The 21,748-nt window shown below is 41.1% G+C and carries 23 protein-coding genes; 3 read left to right on the forward strand and 20 right to left on the reverse strand.

Features of this window, described 5'->3' with window-relative positions; genetic code table 11:
* Positions 1-305 precede the first annotated feature (305 nt).
* From fusA to DYD17_RS11280, 15 genes are all read right to left on the reverse strand, one after another.
* A complete protein-coding gene (fusA, locus tag DYD17_RS09825) occupies positions 306-2,384 on the reverse strand; it encodes an elongation factor G (protein WP_111717603.1) in 2,079 nt (692 codons plus the stop codon).
* 504 nt (positions 2,385-2,888) lie between these two features.
* A complete protein-coding gene (gene rpsG / locus DYD17_RS09830) occupies positions 2,889-3,359 on the reverse strand; it encodes a 30S ribosomal protein S7 (protein ID WP_002992078.1) in 471 nt (156 codons plus the stop codon).
* Positions 3,360-3,379: 20 nt separating this feature from the next.
* Entirely contained in the window at positions 3,380-3,793 is a 414-nt protein-coding gene (gene rpsL, locus DYD17_RS09835) for a 30S ribosomal protein S12 (protein ID WP_003052844.1), read from the reverse strand.
* A gap of 258 nt (positions 3,794-4,051) precedes the next feature.
* Positions 4,052-6,676, reverse strand: a complete 2,625-nt coding sequence (locus tag DYD17_RS09840; RefSeq protein ID WP_115253137.1) for an SEC10/PgrA surface exclusion domain-containing protein — start codon at positions 6,674-6,676, stop codon at positions 4,052-4,054.
* Complete coding sequence (purR, locus tag DYD17_RS09845; protein WP_003052849.1) at positions 6,667-7,515, reverse strand: pur operon repressor; 849 nt, start codon at positions 7,513-7,515, stop codon at positions 6,667-6,669. The genes DYD17_RS09840 and purR overlap by 10 nt, the downstream gene beginning before the upstream one ends.
* 99 nt (positions 7,516-7,614) lie before the next feature.
* Complete coding sequence (locus DYD17_RS09850) at positions 7,615-8,553, reverse strand: 3'-5' exoribonuclease YhaM family protein (RefSeq protein WP_003052851.1); 939 nt, start codon at positions 8,551-8,553, stop codon at positions 7,615-7,617.
* Positions 8,543-9,814 carry a DNA recombination protein RmuC gene (rmuC, locus tag DYD17_RS09855; protein ID WP_115253138.1) on the reverse strand — a complete coding sequence of 424 codons (1,272 nt, stop codon included), beginning with the start codon at positions 9,812-9,814 and terminating at the stop codon, positions 8,543-8,545. Before rmuC ends, DYD17_RS09850 begins: the two co-directional genes overlap by 11 nt.
* 1 nt (position 9,815) lies before the next feature.
* Positions 9,816-10,448 (reverse strand): thiamine diphosphokinase, encoded by a 633-nt coding sequence (locus DYD17_RS09860; protein ID WP_003052853.1) that lies wholly within the window; start codon positions 10,446-10,448, stop codon positions 9,816-9,818.
* Positions 10,441-11,103 carry a ribulose-phosphate 3-epimerase gene (gene rpe / locus DYD17_RS09865; RefSeq protein ID WP_003052855.1) on the reverse strand — a complete coding sequence of 221 codons (663 nt, stop codon included), beginning with the start codon at positions 11,101-11,103 and terminating at the stop codon, positions 10,441-10,443. The genes DYD17_RS09860 and rpe overlap by 8 nt, the downstream gene beginning before the upstream one ends.
* A gap of 9 nt (positions 11,104-11,112) precedes the next feature.
* Positions 11,113-11,985: a ribosome small subunit-dependent GTPase A gene (gene rsgA, locus DYD17_RS09870; RefSeq protein ID WP_003052857.1), complete on the reverse strand. Its 873-nt coding sequence runs from the start codon at positions 11,983-11,985 to the stop codon at positions 11,113-11,115.
* Between the two features lie 358 nt (positions 11,986-12,343).
* The gene (rsmA, locus tag DYD17_RS09880) at positions 12,344-13,216 is read right to left on the reverse strand and encodes a 16S rRNA (adenine(1518)-N(6)/adenine(1519)-N(6))-dimethyltransferase RsmA (RefSeq protein ID WP_003052861.1); all 873 of its coding nucleotides are present in this window, start codon (positions 13,214-13,216) and stop codon (positions 12,344-12,346) included.
* A gap of 113 nt (positions 13,217-13,329) precedes the next feature.
* The gene (rnmV, locus tag DYD17_RS09885; protein WP_174221699.1) at positions 13,330-13,920 is read right to left on the reverse strand and encodes a ribonuclease M5; all 591 of its coding nucleotides are present in this window, start codon (positions 13,918-13,920) and stop codon (positions 13,330-13,332) included.
* Entirely contained in the window at positions 13,892-14,683 is a 792-nt protein-coding gene (locus tag DYD17_RS09890) for a TatD family hydrolase (protein ID WP_174221700.1), read from the reverse strand. Before DYD17_RS09890 ends, rnmV begins: the two co-directional genes overlap by 29 nt.
* Before the next feature lie 92 nt (positions 14,684-14,775).
* Complete coding sequence (locus tag DYD17_RS11275; RefSeq protein WP_232009585.1) at positions 14,776-15,195, reverse strand: MFS transporter; 420 nt, start codon at positions 15,193-15,195, stop codon at positions 14,776-14,778.
* Positions 15,196-15,559: 364 nt separating this feature from the next.
* The gene (locus tag DYD17_RS11280) at positions 15,560-16,075 is read right to left on the reverse strand and encodes an MFS transporter (RefSeq protein ID WP_226317180.1); all 516 of its coding nucleotides are present in this window, start codon (positions 16,073-16,075) and stop codon (positions 15,560-15,562) included.
* 305 nt (positions 16,076-16,380) lie between these two features.
* Here DYD17_RS11280 and DYD17_RS11285 point away from each other — a divergent pair, with 305 nt between their 5' ends.
* From DYD17_RS11285 to DYD17_RS09905, 3 genes are read left to right on the forward strand one after another with little or no spacing between them, the layout of a single operon-like run.
* Positions 16,381-16,632, forward strand: a complete 252-nt coding sequence (locus DYD17_RS11285; protein WP_255312513.1) for an isochorismatase family protein — start codon at positions 16,381-16,383, stop codon at positions 16,630-16,632.
* Between the two features lie 19 nt (positions 16,633-16,651).
* A complete protein-coding gene (locus DYD17_RS11290) occupies positions 16,652-16,912 on the forward strand; it encodes a cysteine hydrolase family protein (protein WP_255312529.1) in 261 nt (86 codons plus the stop codon).
* Positions 16,913-16,936: 24 nt separating this feature from the next.
* Positions 16,937-17,767: a MurR/RpiR family transcriptional regulator gene (locus DYD17_RS09905; protein ID WP_115253140.1), complete on the forward strand. Its 831-nt coding sequence runs from the start codon at positions 16,937-16,939 to the stop codon at positions 17,765-17,767.
* Between the two features lie 115 nt (positions 17,768-17,882).
* On the opposite strand, the gene DYD17_RS09910 is transcribed toward DYD17_RS09905, so the two are convergent.
* The 5 genes from DYD17_RS09910 to DYD17_RS09930 are packed head-to-tail and all read right to left on the reverse strand — an operon-like array spanning position 17,883 to position 21,746.
* Entirely contained in the window at positions 17,883-18,770 is an 888-nt protein-coding gene (locus DYD17_RS09910) for an ROK family protein (protein WP_115253269.1), read from the reverse strand.
* 20 nt (positions 18,771-18,790) lie between these two features.
* Complete coding sequence (locus DYD17_RS09915; protein ID WP_115253141.1) at positions 18,791-19,708, reverse strand: dihydrodipicolinate synthase family protein; 918 nt, start codon at positions 19,706-19,708, stop codon at positions 18,791-18,793.
* Positions 19,709-19,719: 11 nt separating this feature from the next.
* A complete protein-coding gene (locus tag DYD17_RS09920; protein WP_003052873.1) occupies positions 19,720-20,382 on the reverse strand; it encodes a DUF624 domain-containing protein in 663 nt (220 codons plus the stop codon).
* A gap of 43 nt (positions 20,383-20,425) precedes the next feature.
* Positions 20,426-20,896: a YhcH/YjgK/YiaL family protein gene (locus DYD17_RS09925; RefSeq protein WP_115253142.1), complete on the reverse strand. Its 471-nt coding sequence runs from the start codon at positions 20,894-20,896 to the stop codon at positions 20,426-20,428.
* A gap of 19 nt (positions 20,897-20,915) precedes the next feature.
* Positions 20,916-21,746 (reverse strand): carbohydrate ABC transporter permease, encoded by an 831-nt coding sequence (locus DYD17_RS09930; protein ID WP_003052877.1) that lies wholly within the window; start codon positions 21,744-21,746, stop codon positions 20,916-20,918.
* Positions 21,747-21,748: the final 2 nt, after the last annotated feature.

Consider the following 21,748-nt stretch of genomic DNA (forward strand, 5'->3'; position numbering starts at 1 on the left):
TTATTAAAGGGAATACTCCCTACCTATTGTGAAAAGATTAACTTACAGCTATCTGTAATAACCTTTCAACAGGACTATTATATAACTATTTCAGAAAAAATGCAAATAAATTAGCCATTTTCATAAAGGACACTTTCCTCGTTTGTCCCATAAAATAGCCTAAAACTAGGAAACCCCTTTCTTAAATCTTTGCTAAGGCTTCTTAACGTTTAAAAGAAATCACGCCTTTTAGGCTAGACTCTACTATAAAGTTGGCTGACCTAAAAAAGAGGTTAGGATAGCTATCCTTAACCTCTTAGTGGTGATTATTCACCTTTGTTTTTCTTAATGATTTCTTCTTGAACTGACTTAGGAACATCTTCATAGTGGTCAAATACCATCATGAATGTACCACGTCCTTGAGTTGCAGAACGAAGAACTGTTGCATAACCGAACATTTCAGCAAGTGGTACATAAGCACGAACGATTTGGCTGTTACCATGTGCTTCCATACCATCAACACGTCCACGACGAGCTGTAACGTGTCCCATAACATCTCCAAGGTTATCTTCTGGAGCTGTAATCGTTACAAGCATCATTGGCTCAAGGATAGCTGGTTGTGCAGATTTAGCTGCTTCTTTAAGTGCAAGTGATGCAGCGATCTTGAAGGCAGTTTCAGATGAGTCGACATCGTGGTATGAACCATCGTAAAGTTTAGCTTTAACGTCAACCATTGGGTAACCAGCAAGAACACCGTTTGCCATAGATTCGATCAACCCTTTTTCAACAGCAGGGATAAATTCACGAGGAACCACACCACCGACGATAGCGTTTTCGAATTCGAAACCTTTACCTTCTTCGTTTGGTGTAAATTCAATCCAAACATCACCAAATTGACCTTTACCACCAGATTGGCGTTTGAAGAATCCACGAGCTTGTGTAGAAGCACGGAATGTTTCACGGTAAGATACTTGAGGAGCACCTACGTTTGCTTCAACTTTGAACTCACGACGCATACGGTCAACAAGGACATCAAGGTGAAGCTCACCCATACCAGCGATAACTGTTTCACCAGTTTCAACGTTTGTTTCAACGCGGAATGTTGGATCTTCTTCAGCAAGTTTTTGAAGGGCAACCCCCATCTTGTCTTGGTCTGCTTTAGATTTTGGTTCAACCATCAATTGGATAACTGGTTCTGGAACTTCGATTGACTCAAGAATAACTTTTGCTTTTTCATCAGTCAATGAGTCACCTGTTGTTGTGTCTTTCAAACCAACAGCGGCAGCGATATCACCAGCGTAAACTGTTTCAATTTCTTGACGGCTGTTCGCGTGCATTTGAAGGATACGTCCGATACGCTCACGTTTTCCTTTTGATGTGTTCATCACGTATGAACCTGAGTTAAGAACACCAGAGTAAACACGGAAGAAAGTCAAACGACCTACGAATGGGTCAGTCATGATTTTGAAGGCAAGAGCTGCAAATGGCTCTTCATCAGATGCTGGACGCTCTTCTTCAGCGTCTGTATCTGGGTTGATACCTTTGATCGCAGGGATATCAAGTGGGCTTGGAAGGTATGCGATAACCGCATCAAGCATCAATTGAACACCTTTGTTTTTGAAGGCAGATCCACAAAGAACTGGGAAGAATTCAACGTTGATTGTTGCTTTACGGATACCAGCAATCAATTCTTCGTTAGTGATTTCTTCACCTTCAAGGTATTTCATCATCAAGTCTTCATCAGTTTCAGCTACTGCTTCAACCAATTTTTCACGGTATTCTTGAGCTTGTTCTAAGTATTCTTCTGGAATATCTTCTTCAAGGATATCTGTACCAAGGTCGTTAGTATAGATTTCAGCTTTCATTTTGATCAAGTCAATGATACCACGGAAATCATCCTCAGCACCGATTGGCAATTGGATTGGGTGTGCATTTGCTTGAAGACGGTCATGAAGGGTTTGTACTGAGTAAAGGAAGTCAGCACCGATTTTGTCCATTTTGTTGGCAAAAACGATACGTGGAACACCGTATTCAGTAGCTTGACGCCAAACTGTTTCAGTTTGAGGTTCAACACCTGATTGTGAGTCAAGAACGGTTACAGCACCGTCAAGAACACGGAGGGAACGTTGTACTTCGATAGTGAAGTCCACGTGTCCTGGTGTGTCGATGATGTTAACGCGGTGTCCGTCCCATTGAGCTGTTGTAGCGGCAGAAGTGATTGTGATACCACGTTCTTGCTCTTGCTCCATCCAGTCCATTTGTGATGCACCTTCGTGTGTTTCACCGATTTTATGGATTTTACCAGTGTAGTAAAGGATACGCTCTGTTGTTGTTGTTTTACCAGCATCAACGTGAGCCATGATACCGATATTACGAGTTTTTGCAAGTGAAAATTCGCGAGCCATGTGTTTCTCCTATTTTTTTAGTTTACTCTTTATTATAGCATTATTTAGAAAAAACGGATAGGCAGGACCTACCCGTTTTTTCTTCTTATTTTTGATAATAAGAGTTCATTAGTTCGATTTGAGTAATTCAAACAGTTATCGTTAAGTTGTTACATCTTATAATTGAACACGAGTTACAGACCTTCAGTGAACAAAGATAGACTCCCTGATGCACAAGCACACAGTGTCACTTCTCTATTTTTCACTGATATGCTAACTCTTCGTATCTTATTAATTGAGTTCGAGCTACAAGCCACTGACAAAAAGATAATAGTTCCTAGAAACTGAAGTTTCTGCGTCACTATTCCTATTTTGTCTTGGACTTGCTTAACGCTCTCACATCTTATGTTAGTTGAATTTTAGCTACAAATGTCTGCCAAAAAGATAAAATTGCCTAGAAACTGAAGTTTCTGCGTCAATTTCCCTATTTTGGCTAGTATTTGTTTGACGCTAAAACATCCTATATTACCAACGGAAGTGTGCAAATGCTCGGTTAGCTTCAGCCATTTTGTGAGTATCTTCACGTTTCTTAACTGATGCACCTGTGTTGTTTGCAGCATCCATGATTTCTTTTGCAAGACGATCTTTCATAGTGTGCTCACCACGTGCACGTGATGCGTTTACCAACCAACGAAGTCCAAGTGTAGTACGACGTTCTGGACGAACTTCAACTGGAACTTGGTAGTTAGAACCACCAACACGGCGTGCGCGTACTTCAAGTACAGGCATGATGTTGTCCATTGCTGTTTCAAATACTTCAAGAGCATCGTTTCCTGTTGCTTCTTTGATAGCGTTGAAAGCATCGTAAACGATGGTAGCAGCTGTACCACGTTTACCGTCAAGCATAACACGGTTGATAAGACGTGTTACGATTTTCGAGTTATATAATGGATCTGGTAATACTTCGCGTTTAGGCGCTTGATTTTTACGACTCATTCTTTCTTATCCCCCTTCTATTATCCTTTTGGACGTTTAGCACCGTATTTAGAACGGCCTTGCTTACGGTCAGCAACACCTGCTGTATCAAGTGCGCCACGAACGATATGGTAACGTACCCCTGGAAGGTCTTTTACACGTCCACCACGAATAAGAACTACGCTGTGCTCTTGCAAGTTGTGTCCGATACCTGGGATGTAGGCAGTTACTTCGATAAGGTTGCTCAAACGTACACGAGCGAATTTACGAAGGGCTGAGTTAGGTTTTTTAGGGGTCATTGTTCCAACACGAGTTGCAACTCCACGTTTTTGTGGGGCAGCCATTTTAGTTTGAACTTTTTTGTGACTGTTGTAACCAATGTTCAAAGCTGGTGAATCTGATTTTTCAACTTTAGATTTACGTGGTTTACGTACCAACTGGTTAATTGTAGGCATCTACATTCTCCTGTGTTTTTTATTTTTGGTTGATATGGCACCTGGTGACAGTCCATATCCGGTGCACTTTTTGCAACAATTGTCAGCACGTCTCTGTACACTTTTGAGAGACCAAAAGTAAAAAGTACCGTCTAACATAATAACACAGACGATACTTTATGTCAAATAGATTTTCTGCTTTTTTAGCTTATCTTATTGCTGTTTTGCAACTCTTATTAAAATAGAATGATAGCCTGACTAGATGGTAAACACAACCTCTTACTTAGTGGTCTTACGGAGTTTAACTCCTGCTAAACCAACTGCTGCTAACATCACCACGCCTGCTTTGAGAGCACGTTGCGTACTTTCATCAAATTCTGAAGTCATATTGCTTGTGGTAGATGAACCTGCACCATATGATTTCTTGGTTGAGGTTTGCGTAACAGAAGAGGCTACTTTAGAAACAATAGCGTTTGTAGCAACCATTTCAGAGACTTGACCCACGAGGGCTTCCGCTACAAGGCTTGTGCTTTCAGCTGCCATTTTAGCCGACGCATCGAGTAGCTCTTTTCTTTCTTTAACCACTTCTTTCACAATAGAAGTTTTGTCCTCTTGGTCTGGAAGAAGAAATTCACGAGCATCCAAAATAGGAAGTCTTGGCGAGTCTGTCAATTCAGTGATTCTCTCTTCTACCCAACGATCTTCTTTTTCCTGAACTAAAGTTCTTAGAAGAGTCAATTGATGCTCTGCTGTTGCAATAACTGCTGTTAAGCTAGCTTTCTGTGTTTGTAAACTTGAGAGATTTTCTTGAGCATTTGCCAAAGCTACTGATGTGGCTTCCAACTCCTGTTTAGTTTGGTCGATTTGTTTCAGCGCCAATTGAAGACGGTTTGGATTTGCTTTGAAATCACGCAAGGCTTCCAGGTTGGCTTTTTTTGTCATTAAAGCAGCAACTTTTGCTGAAGCTTTTGCTGCTGCTTCCTCCATATGATGAAGAGTGACTTTCGAAGCCGCCAATTGCGCCAATGACTGATCAAGTTTTGTTTGCAACGCCTCTAATTCTGTTTTTGCAGCCAACAATTTAGTTCGTAACGCACCCTTACTGTTACTCAATTGTTGCGTCATTTGGTGATTCAAGAGAGCTGAGCGATTCGTTGACTGTTCTACTTGCTCTTGCAACTGCATGATTTTTGCTTGCGCTGCAATGATTTCAGCTTCCTGATCAACAGCCTTTAAGCGGTTTTCTAATGATGCGATTTTCTCTTTAATTGTTGCAATGCCAGCGGACACTGTCGCTACTCTAGTTGAATAGTCGTGAGTGTCACCTGAAGCTGCAATTTGAGATTTGCTGAAGCGATTGTGGTCTACAATATTTGATTCTGGAAAAATGACAAAATGTTCATTTAATGATTCTACATTACTTGTTGAAAAACCAAGATAAACAGGCGCTTCCGGACGATGCTTATCCACACGTAAGAAATTGACCGCATGGCCATAAGTATTCCCATGTAGATTATCAGTAAAGAGCATATACTTAATGCTATCATAGATGCCACGTTTAATTCCATTAACCGTATGCACATCATTAAAAGCCCCTACGTTTTCGTACATATTATCGTCTCGTTGCACTAGACCCGTAGCAACAGCAGAGGCTTCGATAAGCGTTTTATCATGAGGACCTACACCGTAGTGGCCCGCAGCGCCAGGTTGCCCATAAACGAACCAAGGCCTAACATTGCCGTGTGTTTGCTTGTAGCTAGTACTGAGTAAACGAGCAAATTCTTGGGAACCGACTGTCACAACGACTGGAACTAAACCAAGTTGTTGACGCACACCATTAATCATGTGTGCTGCAAATTGGGCCAGTTCATTTTGAACTTCTAGCGTGAGATTATCTGGATCAACAAAACGAGTGCGGTCAGCCGGAATGTCTACATACTGGTTTTGCCGGTCTCCTGGCGTTGCCTTAGCAATGATGGTATCTGCATGTTTACGGTAATAACTGTTGTAACTAGCAGAACCAATGTAACCACTCGCAGCTAACTTTTTAATCTCTTCAAAAGGATAGCTTTGCGGCGCTTGCATCTTATTTTGTCCAACAATGCTACTTTGCGCTGTTGGCGCTGTTATCTTTAGACCACTTAATTCCGCTTCCTTGTTTGCTAAGGCTGCTTTATTGATTGCTAAATCCTCAGTTATTTGTTGAGTCACTAACGTTTTCTGACTCGCTAAATCAGCTTTAGCTTTTTCCAACTCAGCCACAACCTTTTGAGTGCCATCACTTGCCGCTTGTGCTGCTGCAGAAATGGCTTGTGGTTTGCTAATCATGTCATTGAGCTTTGCCACTTCTTGCTCTGAATCAACGACCTGTTTCGTTAAGTTTTTCGCCTCTTCACTCTGACTTGCAATAGTAGCTTTTTGAGAAGCTAAAGCAGCAGCTTCAGCTTCTTGGCCTGTTTGTACCTCAGCAAGTTCTGCTTCAGTAGCTATGAGCTGGTCTTGATACGCTTGCGCTTCGGCAAGAAGGTTCTCTTCGCTGCTAGCAATGGTCTCGGTATAAACTGTCTGTGCCGTTGTCATGGCCGCTTCTTGTTCAGTCTTTTGGGCTTGTAGTTGTTCAACCTCTTTTTCTTTATCAGCAAGGCTAGCATTCACTTGCGCAAGTTCTGCTTTTTGTTGATTTAGATTAGTTTCAACGGCTTCAACAGTTGCCTTTGCCTCTTCAAAAGTTTCTGGTTTTGGAAGACTCTCTTCACTAGTATTACTTGCTTGAGCTCCCTCTGATGCCAAATCGTCTGCCTTAACCTGGTGGGACACACCGACACTGGCACCTAATAAAGCGATAGTCGATGTTAAGGCAATTTTTTGCTTAACTTGATTTGGCTTTGATTGTTCTAGGTCCATGCTCTCTCCTTTTCCCCTTTGTCTCGTTTATCAAAGATATTCCCAACTTCTACAACTACGTTATTGTTTTTGACATCAATCTCAGACACCTTTAGCAATGATTTAAATGCCATTTGTTCCCGCTCAGATTGGGCATTTTCTGCAAAAACAGCTACACCAACCAAGGTACTATCAAATTCTGCTAGCAAACTAATCATCCCCGTAATCGTCCCGCCGCCTTTCAAAAAGTCATCCACAATCAACACACGACTATTTGGTTTCAAGCTCCGTTTGGACAAAAACATTTTTTCGATACGGTCACTCGAAGCACTGGCATAGTTGACAGAGACGGTAGAACCTTCTGTGATTTTCAAATCGCGTCTCACAATGACAAAAGGAACATTCAAAATATTAGCAACAGCATTCGCCAGAGGCACTCCTTTAGTTGCAACTGTCATGACAGCGTCAATCTTTTGCCCTTTAAAGGCATTGGCAATAATACGGCCTATGTTCTGTAAAATCTTAGGGGTGCTCAAAAGATCTGATAGGTAGATATAACCACCTGGTAAAATACGGTCGCTTTCTGATAACCGTTGGCACAAATTTTCAACAATTGTGCGAGCTTCCACCTCTGAAATACTTGGCGTAAAAATCACACCACCACTAGCACCTGTTAGCGTATCAATCTCTCCAATATTGGCCTCTTCAAAGGCTTTTTTTATGATAGCAATGTCTTCTGAAATAGAAGATTTAGCTGCTTCATATTTGGTAGCAAAGGTGTTTAAACTGGTTAATTTATAAGGGTTGTTAATCAAGTAATTTGAAATTACAACCATACGTTCACTTCGTCTTAATTTCATATTTTCCCCATTTTCGTGTACTTTATCATATTATACCATATTCTTCATAAAAAACGAACATTCGATTAAGGAAATGTCCGCTTTTCTTCTTATTTAAAATTAGTATTTAGGTTTATAGAAAGAACGATTATCCATAGCAAAGATACGATTGGTCATTTCCCCCTCGCTAACGCGGTTAAGTGCCGTGGTCATCATCATCATGTTGGCATCAATGTTATCAATCATGTGAATAATTTCAGCTTCCATAATACGAGGACGAACGGGACTACCGTATTCTAATTGGCCGTGGTGACTCAAAATAACATGACGAAGAACAATCACTTCCTCCTTGCTGTCATCAATGTTGAGCTCAGCAATCACTTTAGTAATTTCCTCGTTAATCAAAGCAATGTGGCCAATCAGGTTACCACGAACCGTGTATTCTGTATTATCTGGTCCTGTCAATTCCAATACTTTTGCAAGATCATGGAGCATAATACCCGCAAAAAGTAAACTTTTATCTAATTCAGGATAAATGTCACCGATACTATCCGCCAATCTTATCATTGTCGCGGTATGATAGGCAAGCCCCGATTCAAAGGCATGATGATTGGTTTTAGCCGCTGGGTAAGTGTAAAATTCTTTATCATATTTACGGTAGAGGGCTCTAACAATTCGTTGCCACGTTGCATTTTCAATTTTAAAGAGCATCTGTTCCAAATAGTCACGTACTTCTGTCACACTGACGGGTGCCTTTTCTTTGAAGTCTTTTGGATTATTGGGCTCCCCTGGGCGAACATTCCTCAATGTGATTTGATTGACTTGGGGAGTACCATTATAAACCTCTCGGCGCCCTTTCATAAAGACAATTTTACCAGCAGTGAATTCTTCCACATTATAAGGTTGGGCATCCCAAAGATTTCCTGAAATTTCGCCAGTGTCATCCTGAAAGGTAAGGTTAATAAAATCTTTCCCAGCTCTTGTTTTACGAACTTCCGCCGACTTAATGAGGTAAAAACCTTCAAAAAGCTGGTCTTTTTTCATTTGGTTAATTTTCATTGTTTTCCTCTTCTAATAGGGGCATGTTTAAGAGAGATGCTGTTGCTTGGTCTTGATAGGTTTCAATCGTATTTAGAGCACGAACAATAGCATTTGTCCTTGTTGAAATGAGTTGTTCCAGGGTATTATTAGCGGTATTCATTTGTTTTTGGGCTTTAACTAATAAACCTCCAAATTTATCGAATTCCAATTTGACATTTCCCAAGATTTTACTGATATCATCAGCATTTTTTTGAATATTGAGGGTTTTGAAGCCAACAGACAAGGAATTCAACAGAGCAGACAAGGTTGATGGGCCTGCAACCACGATATTTTCTTCCCGACGAAGGCTATCAAAGAAAGCAGCATTTCTGACCACTTCTGAATACAGACCTTCGGTTGGTAAAAACATAATACCAAAATTGGTGGTCTCTGGAGGATTCAGATACTTTTTACGAATATCTTTGGCAAAACGCTTAATGGCTGCTAACAAAGCTTTTCGGCTATTTTCAATAGCTAATTTGTCTCCAAGTTCGTAAGCATCTTCTAAACGGTAATAATCTTCAAGAGGGAATTTGGAATCAATTGGGAGGTAAATGTAATCTCCCTGACCATTTCCAGGTAGCTTAATCGCATATTCTACTCGTTCAGTAGAGCCACTAATCGTCACAAATTCTCTTTCATACTGGTGAGACGTCATAATATCCTCAATAATTTGACCCAGTTGAAGTTCACCAAGGATTCCTCGAGTTTTGGTATTGGACAAGACTTTATTGAGGGTGCCTACATCTTGAGCCACAGTACGCATTTCTCCTAATCCTTTATTCACACTTTCTAGTTGCTTGGAAACCGAATCAAAGGAGGCATGCAGACGATTCTTTAGGGTCTCTTCTAATTTTTCTTCGACTGTTTGACGCATCTCTTCCAAACGTTTTTCGTTGGATTCTTGCATATTTTTGAGCGACTGGTTAACTTGCTGGTTAATCACTTCTAAGCGTTGGTCAGACCGGTCCCTACTGTCAGACAAACTACGGTGCAAGACGTCACGAATCTCTGTGAATTGTTGATAAAGATCGGTTTGCTGTCTGGTCATCAGACTGGTTACTTCCAATAACTGTTGCTTATTGGCAGTGTCCAACTGATAAGTCATTTGGTCAGACAAATTATCCGCATTGCTCTCTAAGGTTTGAGAAAGGTGGTCTTGAAGACGATTTAGCTTTATCAGTAAATAGATGCCTAAGCCCACAAGAACCAGCACCAAAACAAACATTATCAGGTCCATATTAACTCCGATCTTTACTTTGAATGATAATAAGGTAGCCACTTGGCAAGTAGACCGTAATGGGTCGTTGGGTAAAAGCATTGCTTGAATAGATTTTCTTTTTGAAAAAGTTGGCCTGAGTTAACTCAAACTTGGCACCTGTAATGGTCAAATCTGCTTCCCCTTCTGCCATGAACGCAACATAGGTCATTCCTTCCTCTTGATGAATGAGGTGTCGACCTGCCGGGCGATACGTCAGAAGATTTTGCTGATCCCGCAGAGTGACTTGGCTCATAAAAGAAGCAATATCAGGGTCACTTGGTAAAAAAATATTAGATAAGAGGTGGTCCATTCTCCCACCAAACGCACCAAAAATGGTCACTTCCGCCTCAGGAAAACGAGCAAAGACCGCTTTAAGAGCTAATTCAGTATCGGTATCATTTTTTTCTGGATTAGCAGTGATGAGAAGCCCTGCCTTCTCTTTTATATCCGTAAATGCTTCTTGGGAAACCGAATCAAAATCACCAACAGCCATATTCAAAGGAAGCCCATTTTCCAATAAAAACAGGCTCCCACTATCAATACCGACAAAATAATCAAACTCGCGGGTGAAATAAGAAAGATCTCCCCCAGAAAAGAGGGCTACTTTAGTCATGTAGGGCCGTCCTTAGAGTCTGCACTTGGCTCACCAAGTCACTAGCTTTGAAAAGATAAGACCCAGCTACAAAAACATTAGCTCCTGCTTCATAACAAGCACGAATGGTCTTATTGTCTACTCCTCCATCAACCTCAATGTCAAAAGCTAAACCTTTTTCATCACGCCATTTAGCCAACGTAGCAACTTTTTCCAAGCACTCTGGGATAAAGGCCTGTCCACCAAATCCTGGGTTTACTGTCATAATGAGGACTTGATCAACTAGGTCAAGCAGAGGTTCTAGGGCAGTTATTGGAGTTCCGGGATTAATCACCACCCCCGCTTTCATGCCAGCTGCTTTGATTTTTTGAAGGGCTCCATGAATATGACGAGTACTTTCTGTGTGAATGGTCATGATATCAGCACCAGCTTGTGCAAAAGCCTCAACATAGCGTTCAGGATCAACCACCATTAGATGGCAATCAAAAACCAATTTACTGTGCTTTCTCATACTTGCCACAACATCTGCACCAAAACTGATATTAGGAACAAATTGACCGTCCATAATGTCAATGTGAACGTATTCGGCATCTGTTTCTTCAATACGAGCTAGCTCAGAAGCAAAATTAGCATAATCAGCCGCTAGAATAGATGGGGCAATTTTTAGAGTTGACATGGAAAATTCCTACTTTCTTTTGATAACTTTTTTATATGTTTCACGACGGTTTTCAATTTCACTGAGAAATTGCAGGTAATGCTCATAACGAACCGGCCACAACTCTCCCGTTTCAAGCGCTACCTTGACAGCACACCTGGGTTCGTGGGTATGGGTACAGGATCTAAACTTACACTCATGGCTCAGCCGGCGCAGCTCTGGAAAGGATTCGTTCAAATCTTCAGCATTATCAATATCATAGTCTAATGATGAGAAACCTGGCGTATCCGCAATTTTTCCACCATGGGTATTGTAAAAGCTAACAGCTCGGGTGGTGTGACGACCACGCCCTAGACTATCTGAGATTTCTCCTGTTTCAAGAGCCAATTCGGGGGCGATTCGATTGAGAAGGGTTGATTTTCCAACACCTGTTTGTCCCATAAAGACGGTAATTTTATCAGCTAGCAAAGACAACAATTCCTCAAGACTGGTCACAAAATCGTAGCCGATTGCCTGATACTGTCGACCAATAGCTTCAATCTCCTCGGGACTATCTAATAAGTCCATCTTAGAGATATAAATCACCGGATGAATGGCTTTGTGTTCAAGCAAGATGAGAAAGCGGTCTAGGAGATTGCTGTTAAATTCTGGTTCTTTAGCAGACATAATAACCACCGCTTGGTCAATATTGACAATAGGTGGTCGGACCAAACTGTTTTTACGAGGATGAATCGCTAAAATATAACCTTCAGAGTTATCCTCTGCTGAGAAATCTACGATATCTCCAACATAAGGTGTCTCACCGCGCTTCCTAAAATTACCACGCGCTCGCGTCTGATATACCTGTCCTTCTGACTCCACGTAATAAAAACCAGCCAGAGATTTAATGATTTTGCCTTGCAACTGTGCTCCTTTGCCCTACTATAATATCTCTATTATATCAGAAAAACGCTCCCAAATCAGCATTTGACTCTAAGTTTCGCTTGTCTTAAAGACTTTACAATGTTCTCTCTCCACTCGCAATCGTTTTAGCTTTTTCAGAGCCCATCACTTCAAGACAAAGATTTTGCTCTTCCTTTGCTTTTGTGTTATAGTTCTCTAGGTAACTATTTTGTTTTCTGAAAATACAATGTTTCACCAAATCAGGTTTAAGCCATGAAAAAGCTTGAAATAGCATTGGCCAATAAAAATCCCCCTTGCAGTACATCTCTGATATGTACTGCAAGGGGTTTTCTTATGATTTCAACTAACTGAGAGGTTTTTATAATCCAACTTCTTTTAACGCATCAGCTAATTTGCCAAAATCTTGAATCGACAAGGCCTCACCACGAATAGAAGGCTTGATATTTGCTAGTGCCAGACCTTTTTCAAGTTTGGCCTTGATGTCTTCAGACTTGCCAAAATGGCTAGTCAAGTTATTCCACAAAGTCTTGCGACGATGGACAAAACTGAGACGAGACACTCTGAAAAAGAAATCTTCGTTCTTAACCTCAATCAAAGGCTGGTCGCGACGTACCATTTTGAGGATAGCACTATCGACGTTTGGCGCAGGTACAAAGACGGTTCGCGGCACGATGAAGGCAACCTTGGCAGCCATGTAATACTGCACCGCAATGGACAAGGACCCGTAAGCTTTAGTGTTTGGCTCCGCGGAAATACGATCTGCCACTTCACGCTGCATCATGACTACAAACTCTTGGAATGGAATTTTGCTCTCAATCAAGTGCATGAGAATAGGCGTTGTGATGTAGTAAGGCAGGTTAGCCACCACCTTGATGGGCAAATCAGGATTTTTAAACTGCTTGATTTGGGTCTGCAAATCAGCTTTCAAAATATCTTGATTGACCACCTGCACATTATCAAAATCGCGCAAGGTATCTGCCAAAATAGGCACCAAACGGTCATCAATTTCAAAAGCCATCACTTCGGCAGCATTTTCTGCCAAAAATTCCGTCAAAGCCCCAATTCCAGGACCAATTTCGATAACGTTGACATTCTGATCAATCTCAGCCGTATCAACGATTTTCTGTAAAATATTGGTATCGGTCAAAAAGTTCTGACCGAAAGATTTCTTAAAGGTAAATCCGTGACGGTCAAGGACAGCCTTGGTCACGCTATAATCTGCAATTCTCATATATTCTCTTCTTTTTATGATCACTTTCTTTTTGACATTCGAACCACTAGCCTAGACTTTATTGCCAAGACACGCCATTCAGTTAATGGAGCTATTATATTCCGTAGTACTCTTTATCCCTCATACGTCTCCATCACTTCTTCCACTTCTACTAGGGTAATGCCAAATAATTCGAGGCGTTTGATCAATTGTTTGCCGTTGGCATAACCGATGCGGAGCTTTTCACCCAAGTATTCCCTGCGTTTGCGGCTATCTGCCGTCATTAAAAGACCTAGACGAATCAGGTCTGTTTGACGAATGTCAAAATAAGACTCATCATCATATTGCTGAGTGACTTTCGCAAGTGCCTTTTGAAGAGCCTCAAAGCTGGCATGTTCAACACCTAAAGAACGGCCCTTACTCTTAGAACTTGGAACCGTCTCGTTTCGGTTTAAAAAGGCGTGACGAGCTGTTGGCACAGCTGCCATAATGAGCTTACGAATGCGCTCACCATTATAATCTGGGTCTGTCAAAACGATGACACCACGCAAATCGTTTAGGCGATTGATTCGTTCTAAATCTTCCTCGGTGATAGCAGAGCCTCTGGTCTCGTAGGTGTCCACATTGTAAAAACGACGTAGGTTAGCCGTGTCGTCCTTGCCTTCTACAACAAGAACCTCTTGAATATTAATTTTTTCAGTCAAGCTTGAATACCCTCTTTGCATTAGCAGTCGTTGCTGCGGCAACTTCTTCCACAGTCATTCCACGTAGCTCTGCGATTTTATCAACCACATAACGGGTATAAGCTGTACGGTTTTGCTTGCCGCGTTTTGGCACAGGAGCAAGATAAGGGGCATCTGTTTCCACCAAAATCTTATCCAAAGGCAAGTGCTGCGCTGCCTCTTGAATATCAAGAGCCTTTTTGAAAGTCACTACCCCTGAAAAGGAAATCATCATGCCAAGTTCAATGAAACGTTCAGCCATCTCAAGCGAGCCTGAGTAAGAATGCATGATGCCTCCTCGAGGGCCAACACCAGCTGCTTTGATGACCTCATAGGTATCTTCCAAAGCATCGCGGGTGTGTACTACAAAAGGCAAATCGTGCTCTTTCGCTAACTGGATTTGGCGGTTAAAAACCTCAACTTGAACCTCTTTTGGGTCCTCCATCCAATAATAGTCTAAACCAATTTCACCTAAGGCAATGACTTTAGGGTGTGCTAACTGGGAGACGATAAACTCCTCAACTGCTTCAGAATAAGAGCCCGCTTCTGTCGGGTGCCATCCAATAGTAGCATACACATTAGGATACTGGTCTGCGAGAGCAAGTGCTCCCTCAATAGTAGCCTGATCAAAGCCAACCACATTGTGATAGGCTACGCCCTTTTCTTGAGCCAAAGCCAATTCTTCAGCTTCATGTCCTTGAAATTCTGCTACATTCAAATGGGTATGGGTATCAAAAATAGCTAGATGTTCGATGTTATTTGTCATGACTTTATTATAACATAAAGATATGACTCCTATAATAAAACTTGCCAGCTTTTAATAAGCAAAAAAGCCTCCAAAGAGGCTTTTTGAAACCATTAGTGTTTTCGAGGGAGACTCAAAGCTAAGAAAAACCCAAGGGATGCAAGTCCTGCAATAGCTTGATAGGTAAATTGAAAACCCTGTTCTAAACTTGCTTTTGCCCCCATAAGACTGACAAAAATCGCTGTCCCAATGGCTGCAAAGAGTTGTCGTGTAGCACTGTTCATAGCACTACCATGAGGGATTAAAGAGAGAGGTAAAGCATTCATGGCACTAGTCGTTAACGGGGTTAAAATCAAAGCATTTCCTGTCATAAGCATCGAAAACAAGAAGCTAATGGTCAAGGAAATAGATTGGGTATCTAGACATGATAAAAACAAACTGCTAACCACAATCAGGAGCATTCCCAGGACCGCAAAAGGCTTACCACCTATTTTATCAAAGAGACGGCCTGTAATAGGAGCTAATATTCCCATTAAAAGTACTCCAGGCAGGAGCAATCAGCCGCTTTGCAAGGCAGTCAACCCTCTAATATTTTGAATGTAAATGGGCATCAAGGTCATTGAGGCGTTGAAAATCATAAACATAACCATAATAATTAAACAAGCATAAACAAAAGCTTTCACCCGTAGCACGCTGGTATTTAACTTTGGAGTTGGTAACTGTTTTTACCTTTTAAAATAAGCAGTGAGAGCAACAAATGAAGCTATTAAAAGAAGAACAATCGTTGGGCTAGTAAATCCCATTCGACTTGCTTTGCTAAAGCCATACAAAAGTACTCGAAGGCAAAGGTTGATAACATCATTGAAAGGAGGTCTAAATCTGCTGGTCCAGCAGTTGTTACATTTTCACTACTGCGATGCTAATAACGATATTAATCAGCATAGCTACCAAAACAATCACAAAGATATCCTGCCATGAGTAATAACTCAAAATCCATCCTGCTATAGCTGGTGAAAAGCCAGTTACCAAGCCAAAAATCCCCATAGCTGCCCCTCTTTCTTCAAACGGAAAAGCTACCAATAGCACTACTTGTATCAATCGAATCAAAATCCCTGCTCCAATAGCTTGTACGGCTCTACTCAGCAAAAGCAGCCAGAAGTAAGGTGCCACAAGACATAATAAGGTTCCCAAAATGAAAAGACCTATGGCTGTCAAATAAAGACTCTTACTGGCAAAATAGGTTGTGTAATAGGCTGATATGGGAATCATGATGCCGTTAACCAACATAAAAATCGTGGTAAGCCATTGTGCGCTATCAAGAGAAAGATTGAAAGACGTCATGATGCCAGGAAGTGCCGTTATTAGTAACGTTTGATTTAACAAGGCAATGAATGCTCCTAACATCATCACCATCACTGTCGCATAACGCTGTGCTTTACTTCATTCCATAACGAGCCCCTCCGAAACATTTTACTTGAACAGAAAACAAGTTTCATTTACAACACTCTCGTTATATATAACTATATAGTGTTATTTTAATTCTTTTGCCTCGATAACTGATTGTGGGCAATCAGTACTCTTTTCACTATAAAAAGATACCACGAAAAATAGAAATGGAGATCAGCTTATGATTGATTTTTAAAAACAGTCCTCGTCCTCATCGACCTGCAAAAAGGCATTTTAGAGATGCCTACAGCACCTCATCTCAAGACACGATTATGTCAAATGCTAAAGCCATGATTGATCTTTTCCGTCAAGAGGGAGCATTTATTAACTTTGTCCGCGTTAAATTTCACGATGGGAAAGATAAACTCAATCCTAACGCCATGGTTCAACTTCTTGGAAAAAGACCTGAAGCTGCCTTCTCTGACTTTGCTGATGAACTTGGAGTGACTGACACAGATTATGTGGTAAACAAACGCAATTTCAGTGCTTTCTTTGGTACTGACTTAGATTTGTCGTGGCATTAACATCATCGTTTTAGGGGGAATTTCTACCCATGCAGGTGGGGATACAACAGCTTGTGACGCCTATCAATACGGCTATGACCAATACTTCCTAACTGACATGATGAGAGCTGCCAGAGCTGACCTACATGAATTTCCTATTAAGAATCTCTTCCCTCTGATGGGACAAACAATAACTACTCAAGAATTTTTGGAGTCAGTAAAAGACGAATCAAACACTACTCGATTGAAAAGAATTGTTCATCATCCTTTTCTAATCTATGTTATACTAGTAGGTAATTAGTCCTTTAAGGAGCGTGCCTGTATCATGTCTAAAAACCACCGACTTATTACCAAAATCGAAGCCGCCTTGGATCATATGACCAGTTTGGAGAAGAGCATCGCACAATTTTTCATCACCACTGATTTAACTCCAGAGGAATTAACGGCCTCCCAAATGACGAAACGGTTACACGTTTCTCAAGCTGCCCTTACTCGTTTTGCTAAGAAATGTGGTTTCACTGGTTACCGTGCTTTTGCTTTTGACTATATTCATGGCTTACAAGAAGCTCAAGATACCTTTCAGTCGATAAGTCTGGAATTAACCAAGAGGGTCTTGATGGACTATGATGCTTTGATTAACAAGACTTATGATTTGGTTGATGAAGACAAGTTATTACGTCTAGCTAGCTTGATAGATCGGTCTGAACGCGTTTATTTTTTTGGAAAAGGGTTCTCTGGCCTTGTTGCGCAGGAAATGAAACTACGCTTTATGCGACTTGGTTTTATCTGTGATGCTTATTCCGATACCGATGGCTTTACTTGGGCTAATAGCTTGGTCAATGATAACTGCCTTGTTTTTGGTTTTTCATTATCTGGTAAAACACGTTCGGTTATTAAGGCCTTGCACCAAGCCAGCCAACGTGGTGCGAAGACTATTTTATTAACCACAGCTACTGATATGGACTTCGGTGACATCTTTGATGTAATTCATGTCTCATCAACCCATCAATTGAATTATGGAAATCGCGTGTCTCCACAATTTCCTCTCCTTATAATGATGGATGTCATCTACGCTTACGTCTCAGCCATTGACAAACCTCATAAGGATAAAATTTTCAAAGATACTATTATTACCGAAGACAACAAACACCTTTAGGCAAAGACTAAACCTAAAGGTGTTTTTTATAGAACAGAGACTGAAATAAACGGTGACACTTGTCTTTGGTCACCAAACAGTTAAGAGAATAGAGAAAGCGTTAACCTTCCAATCTTTACCTTTCTTGTTTCTGCGTAAAATGATAGTAAGCCCCAAAAATGCCAGCATTATTTCCATGACTAGCAAATTGCAGTTGGGTATTCTCCGCAAGGCTAGGAACCAAGTAGCTGTCAAGGGCTCTCTTTAATTTATCAGCTAAATAGTCTTGTTGTGCCATGATACCTCCACCAAGCACCACCACATTTGGATTAACCACATAGCAAATATTGGCAATGCCCTGCCCTAAATAATCCACCTGTCTATCAATGGCAGTGATGCAAACCTCATCCCCTGCCTTAGCTTGGTCAAAAATACGACGGCCATCCCATTGGCTGACGTCATCACCATAAGCTTCGGCTACTTCTTGAACAAGGGCTGTCGTAGACGCTAAATCCTGAAATTCCCCATCTGATAAATGAAGGTAACCAACCTCACAAGCTGCATAACTGCTACCATGAAAAACTTGGGAATTAAGCAATAAACAACCGCCAATCCCTGTTCCGATGGTCAAGCAAAGAGCCACAGGATAATCCTTGGCATTACCGGAAATAGCTTCGGCTAGACCAGCACAGTTAACATCGTTTTCCACTTCACAGGGCAGTCCAAAGGTTTCTTCAATTTCCTTTTTAAACTGAGTTCCAGCATAATTAGGAATCTGGGGACCGGCATAAAAGATTTCTCCCTTATCAGGATTAACCATTCCTGCAGAAGAAATAGCCACTCCAGCCAAAGCCACTTGGTCTTGATAAGTCTTTACCAAGCCCTTGACCTTTTCCAAAATAGAGGGACCTCCTTTATAAGCCTCAGTAGCCATTTCCTCTTTTTCCATCAGGTCTCCTGTTTCGGAAATCAAGCCATACTTGATAGCAGTACCACCAATATCAATTGCTAAATAGTATTTCATCTCCTTTACCCCCTCGCGTTTTAACAAAAGGTTTCCTTAGCTTGACTAATAAGGGCAGCGGCCCGTTGGCAAATGACCATGTCTTCCTCAACTAACTCAGATAATGGGGAACGAACAGATCCAATATCAAGACCTTCATTAATGCGAAGAACTTCCTTAATTACACCATACATATTGCCATGAGCAGAAACAAGGACACCTATAATCTCATTAATAGTATATTGGAGGGCCTTGGCCTTTTCTAAATCCTTGTCAGCAATAAGTTGGTTCAGCCTTAAAAATAATTCTGGCATAGCCCCGTAGGTGCCACCAATGCCTGCAGCAGCCCCCATCAAGCGCCCTCCTAGAAATTGTTCATCTGGACCATTAAAAACAATATGATTGTCCCCACCAATCGCACAGAAGGTTTGAATATCCTGCACTGGCATGGATGAATTTTTAACCCCAATCACGCGCCTATTAGCCAACATAGTCTTATAAAGGCTTGGAGTCAAGGCAACCCCTGCCAGTTGAGGAATATTATAGATGATAAAATCTGTGTGAGGAGCTGCCGCCGAAATAGTATTCCAATAATCAGCAACTGAATATTCTGGCAACCGGAAATAAATAGGCGGAATAGCTGCAATAGCATCCACGCCCAAACGTTCTGAATGAGCTGCCAATTCAATACTATCTTTAGTGTTGTTGCAGGCAACATGATTAATAATCGTTAGCTTGCCCTTAGCGACTGCCATGACATTTTCTAACACCAATTGACGGTCAGCAACGCTCTGGTAAATACACTCTCCAGAAGAACCATTAATGTAAAGCCCCTGAACCCCTTTGTCAATATAGTACTGGGTCAAGGCACGCACACGTTCAGGGCTGATGTTACCCTGGTCATCATAACAAGCATAAAAGGCAGGAATAATGCCTTGGTATTTCGTAAGATCTGTCATAGTAATGTCCTTTATTCAATGTCATTATTAAGTGGGAATCGCCTAAGAAGAGATTCCATGATAATCAAGTAGAGGTAAGTTAGGCAACTGATGCCGATGATAGCTAGCAAAGACACGCCTCCAAATAACGTTAACAGAGACAATTGTAGGCTAAATATCATGAGACAAATAAAAGTCAAGAAAGCAAAACTCCATGGAAAAAAGAGTCCTGCTAGTAAAAAGCTTCGCTTAAACAGCGTAGATAGGGAAAGGTCTCTTTTAACGGCCTGAGGATAAGCGTACAAAAAAAGTATAACCACCAGAAATAAAACAGCAATGCAAAGTACTTTAAACCCTTGAAAAACTAGGCCTAATTGGTTTTGAATTAAGAAAAGATCTAAGAGACAAATGCTCATTATCCCAAGCTCAATAAGACCAAGGCGCAGCCCACTTTTAAAATAATATTTAAAATGAGAACTATAAGTAGTAAAAAGTTGACTAACTTGACCTTCTCGCCAATCCAACAAACTCGCATACAAAGCCATTTTAGCAACCCCAATTGTCAGAAGGGGAAGGCAGGACAAGACAAATAAGAGATTAAACACGAGCAAATCAAATAGTGCCGCGCTACTCCTCATCCATTTACTATCAAGATTAAAAAGAGAATGTAAAAGTCCCTGTTTTTTCGACGTCACCCCATCACTTCCTTTCCATCAATTGGTTCACTGCCAAATCAACCTAATCTGCCATTAACACTTTGATTAAGCATTTCGTAACTGCTTCCCCTGCTTGGTTAAAATTATTGGGTTGATGAGGCTCATTAGGGAAAAAGTAAGCAAAGCTATCATCAACCAAATCTAGGTCATAGGTTCGATCACAGGTTACAAAGCCAATATCAGCTTCTTGTTCAAAAGGCACTGCTTCAGCTTGATTACCTATACCATAACGAATGCACTCATTCCCAACTAGCAAAAGGTGGCAATCTGCATACCGTTTGTGGTATTCCAATAATGGATTATCCGCCTTACTCAATTGATTTCTTTGAATAACCGCAAATACTTTCTCCCCTAAAATAGGATATTTCCCTTCAGCTAGTTGCCTCAGATCTGTGGTTTGTAAATCTGTGGTTTGTAAAAAGGTAATCGCCGCATCCAAATGAGGATGAATCCCTCGGTAACGGCTAATATTTTTTAAACGATCATAAAGCATGTTAGAAACCTTTCTTGATTTAACCTTTCACAGCACCCATAGTAATGCCTTGGGTAAATGATTTTTGGAAGACAAGAAAGACCGTTACAATAGGCACTGCAGCCATGGCAGCCCCTGCCATAATCAAGCCATAATTAGTAGCCATTTCAGCTTGCATAGTGGCAACACCAAGTGAAATCGTTAAATTTTCCCGAGAGGTTAACATCACCAACTGCATAAAATAATCATTCCAAGTATTGATAAAGGTAAAAATCGCTAGCGCTGCAAAGCCTGGTTTGACAATAGGGAAAGCCACATTAAAAAAGGTACGAATCTCGCCACAACCATCAATCTTGGCGGATTCCAATAACTCAGTTGGAATATTTTCTGAGAACTGTTTCATGAGGAAAACGCCAAATGGCCAGCCGACAAGAGGCAAAATAACAGCCGCCAAAGTGTCATGGATTCCCATAAAATTAACAATCCGCACAAGAGGGACAAGAACAACCTGTTTTGGCAAGGCCATGGCAGCAATAAAAATCGAAAACAAAATCTGCTGTCCATAAAACCGCTTTTTGGCCAAAGCATAACCTGCCAATGAGGAGGTTCCGCAAACCAAAAACATGGTCATCACTGAAATAAAGACACTATTCCATAACCATTTTAAGGCCGGATTTTGAATGACCAAGGCCTTAAAATTTTCAATAGTAGGTGCCTTTGGCCACCATTGCGGTGGAATCATAATGGTATCGGCTTGAGCCTTAAATGCTCCTGTCATAATCCAATAAAATGGGAAAATAAACAAAATGGTCAAGATGCATAGAATAACAGTAGTCAGAATATCCGATGCGGTTAGTTTCTTTTTCTTCATCT

Origin of the sequence: Streptococcus dysgalactiae subsp. dysgalactiae, assembly GCF_900459225.1 — a bacterium.
Classification (GTDB): domain Bacteria; phylum Bacillota; class Bacilli; order Lactobacillales; family Streptococcaceae; genus Streptococcus; species Streptococcus dysgalactiae.

What these genes read in the sequence shown, in the direction of transcription:
- DYD17_RS09930 (WP_003052877.1), bottom strand. Translation starts at nt 21,746, where the DNA reads ATGAAGAAAAAGAAACTAACCGCATCGGATATTCTGACTACTGTTATT.
- DYD17_RS09925 (WP_115253142.1), bottom strand. Translation starts at nt 20,896, where the DNA reads ATGCTTTATGATCGTTTAAAAAATATTAGCCGTTACCGAGGGATTCAT.
- DYD17_RS11285 (WP_255312513.1), top strand. Translation starts at nt 16,381, where the DNA reads ATGTCAAATGCTAAAGCCATGATTGATCTTTTCCGTCAAGAGGGAGCA.
- rpsL (WP_003052844.1), bottom strand. Translation starts at nt 3,793, where the DNA reads ATGCCTACAATTAACCAGTTGGTACGTAAACCACGTAAATCTAAAGTT.
- DYD17_RS09840 (WP_115253137.1), bottom strand. Translation starts at nt 6,676, where the DNA reads ATGGACCTAGAACAATCAAAGCCAAATCAAGTTAAGCAAAAAATTGCC.
- purR (WP_003052849.1), bottom strand. Translation starts at nt 7,515, where the DNA reads ATGAAATTAAGACGAAGTGAACGTATGGTTGTAATTTCAAATTACTTG.
- rnmV (WP_174221699.1), bottom strand. Translation starts at nt 13,920, where the DNA reads ATGCAAAGAGGGTATTCAAGCTTGACTGAAAAAATTAATATTCAAGAG.
- DYD17_RS09860 (WP_003052853.1), bottom strand. Translation starts at nt 10,448, where the DNA reads ATGACTAAAGTAGCCCTCTTTTCTGGGGGAGATCTTTCTTATTTCACC.
- DYD17_RS11280 (WP_226317180.1), bottom strand. Translation starts at nt 16,075, where the DNA reads ATGGTGATGATGTTAGGAGCATTCATTGCCTTGTTAAATCAAACGTTA.
- DYD17_RS09905 (WP_115253140.1), top strand. Translation starts at nt 16,937, where the DNA reads ATGTCTAAAAACCACCGACTTATTACCAAAATCGAAGCCGCCTTGGAT.
- DYD17_RS09850 (WP_003052851.1), bottom strand. Translation starts at nt 8,553, where the DNA reads ATGAAAATTAACCAAATGAAAAAAGACCAGCTTTTTGAAGGTTTTTAC.
- DYD17_RS09910 (WP_115253269.1), bottom strand. Translation starts at nt 18,770, where the DNA reads ATGAAATACTATTTAGCAATTGATATTGGTGGTACTGCTATCAAGTAT.
- DYD17_RS09915 (WP_115253141.1), bottom strand. Translation starts at nt 19,708, where the DNA reads ATGACAGATCTTACGAAATACCAAGGCATTATTCCTGCCTTTTATGCT.
- rpsG (WP_002992078.1), bottom strand. Translation starts at nt 3,359, where the DNA reads ATGAGTCGTAAAAATCAAGCGCCTAAACGCGAAGTATTACCAGATCCA.
- DYD17_RS09890 (WP_174221700.1), bottom strand. Translation starts at nt 14,683, where the DNA reads ATGACAAATAACATCGAACATCTAGCTATTTTTGATACCCATACCCAT.
- rmuC (WP_115253138.1), bottom strand. Translation starts at nt 9,814, where the DNA reads ATGGACCTGATAATGTTTGTTTTGGTGCTGGTTCTTGTGGGCTTAGGC.
- rsmA (WP_003052861.1), bottom strand. Translation starts at nt 13,216, where the DNA reads ATGAGAATTGCAGATTATAGCGTGACCAAGGCTGTCCTTGACCGTCAC.
- DYD17_RS11275 (WP_232009585.1), bottom strand. Translation starts at nt 15,195, where the DNA reads ATGGGAATATTAGCTCCTATTACAGGCCGTCTCTTTGATAAAATAGGT.
- rpe (WP_003052855.1), bottom strand. Translation starts at nt 11,103, where the DNA reads ATGTCAACTCTAAAAATTGCCCCATCTATTCTAGCGGCTGATTATGCT.
- fusA (WP_111717603.1), bottom strand. Translation starts at nt 2,384, where the DNA reads ATGGCTCGCGAATTTTCACTTGCAAAAACTCGTAATATCGGTATCATG.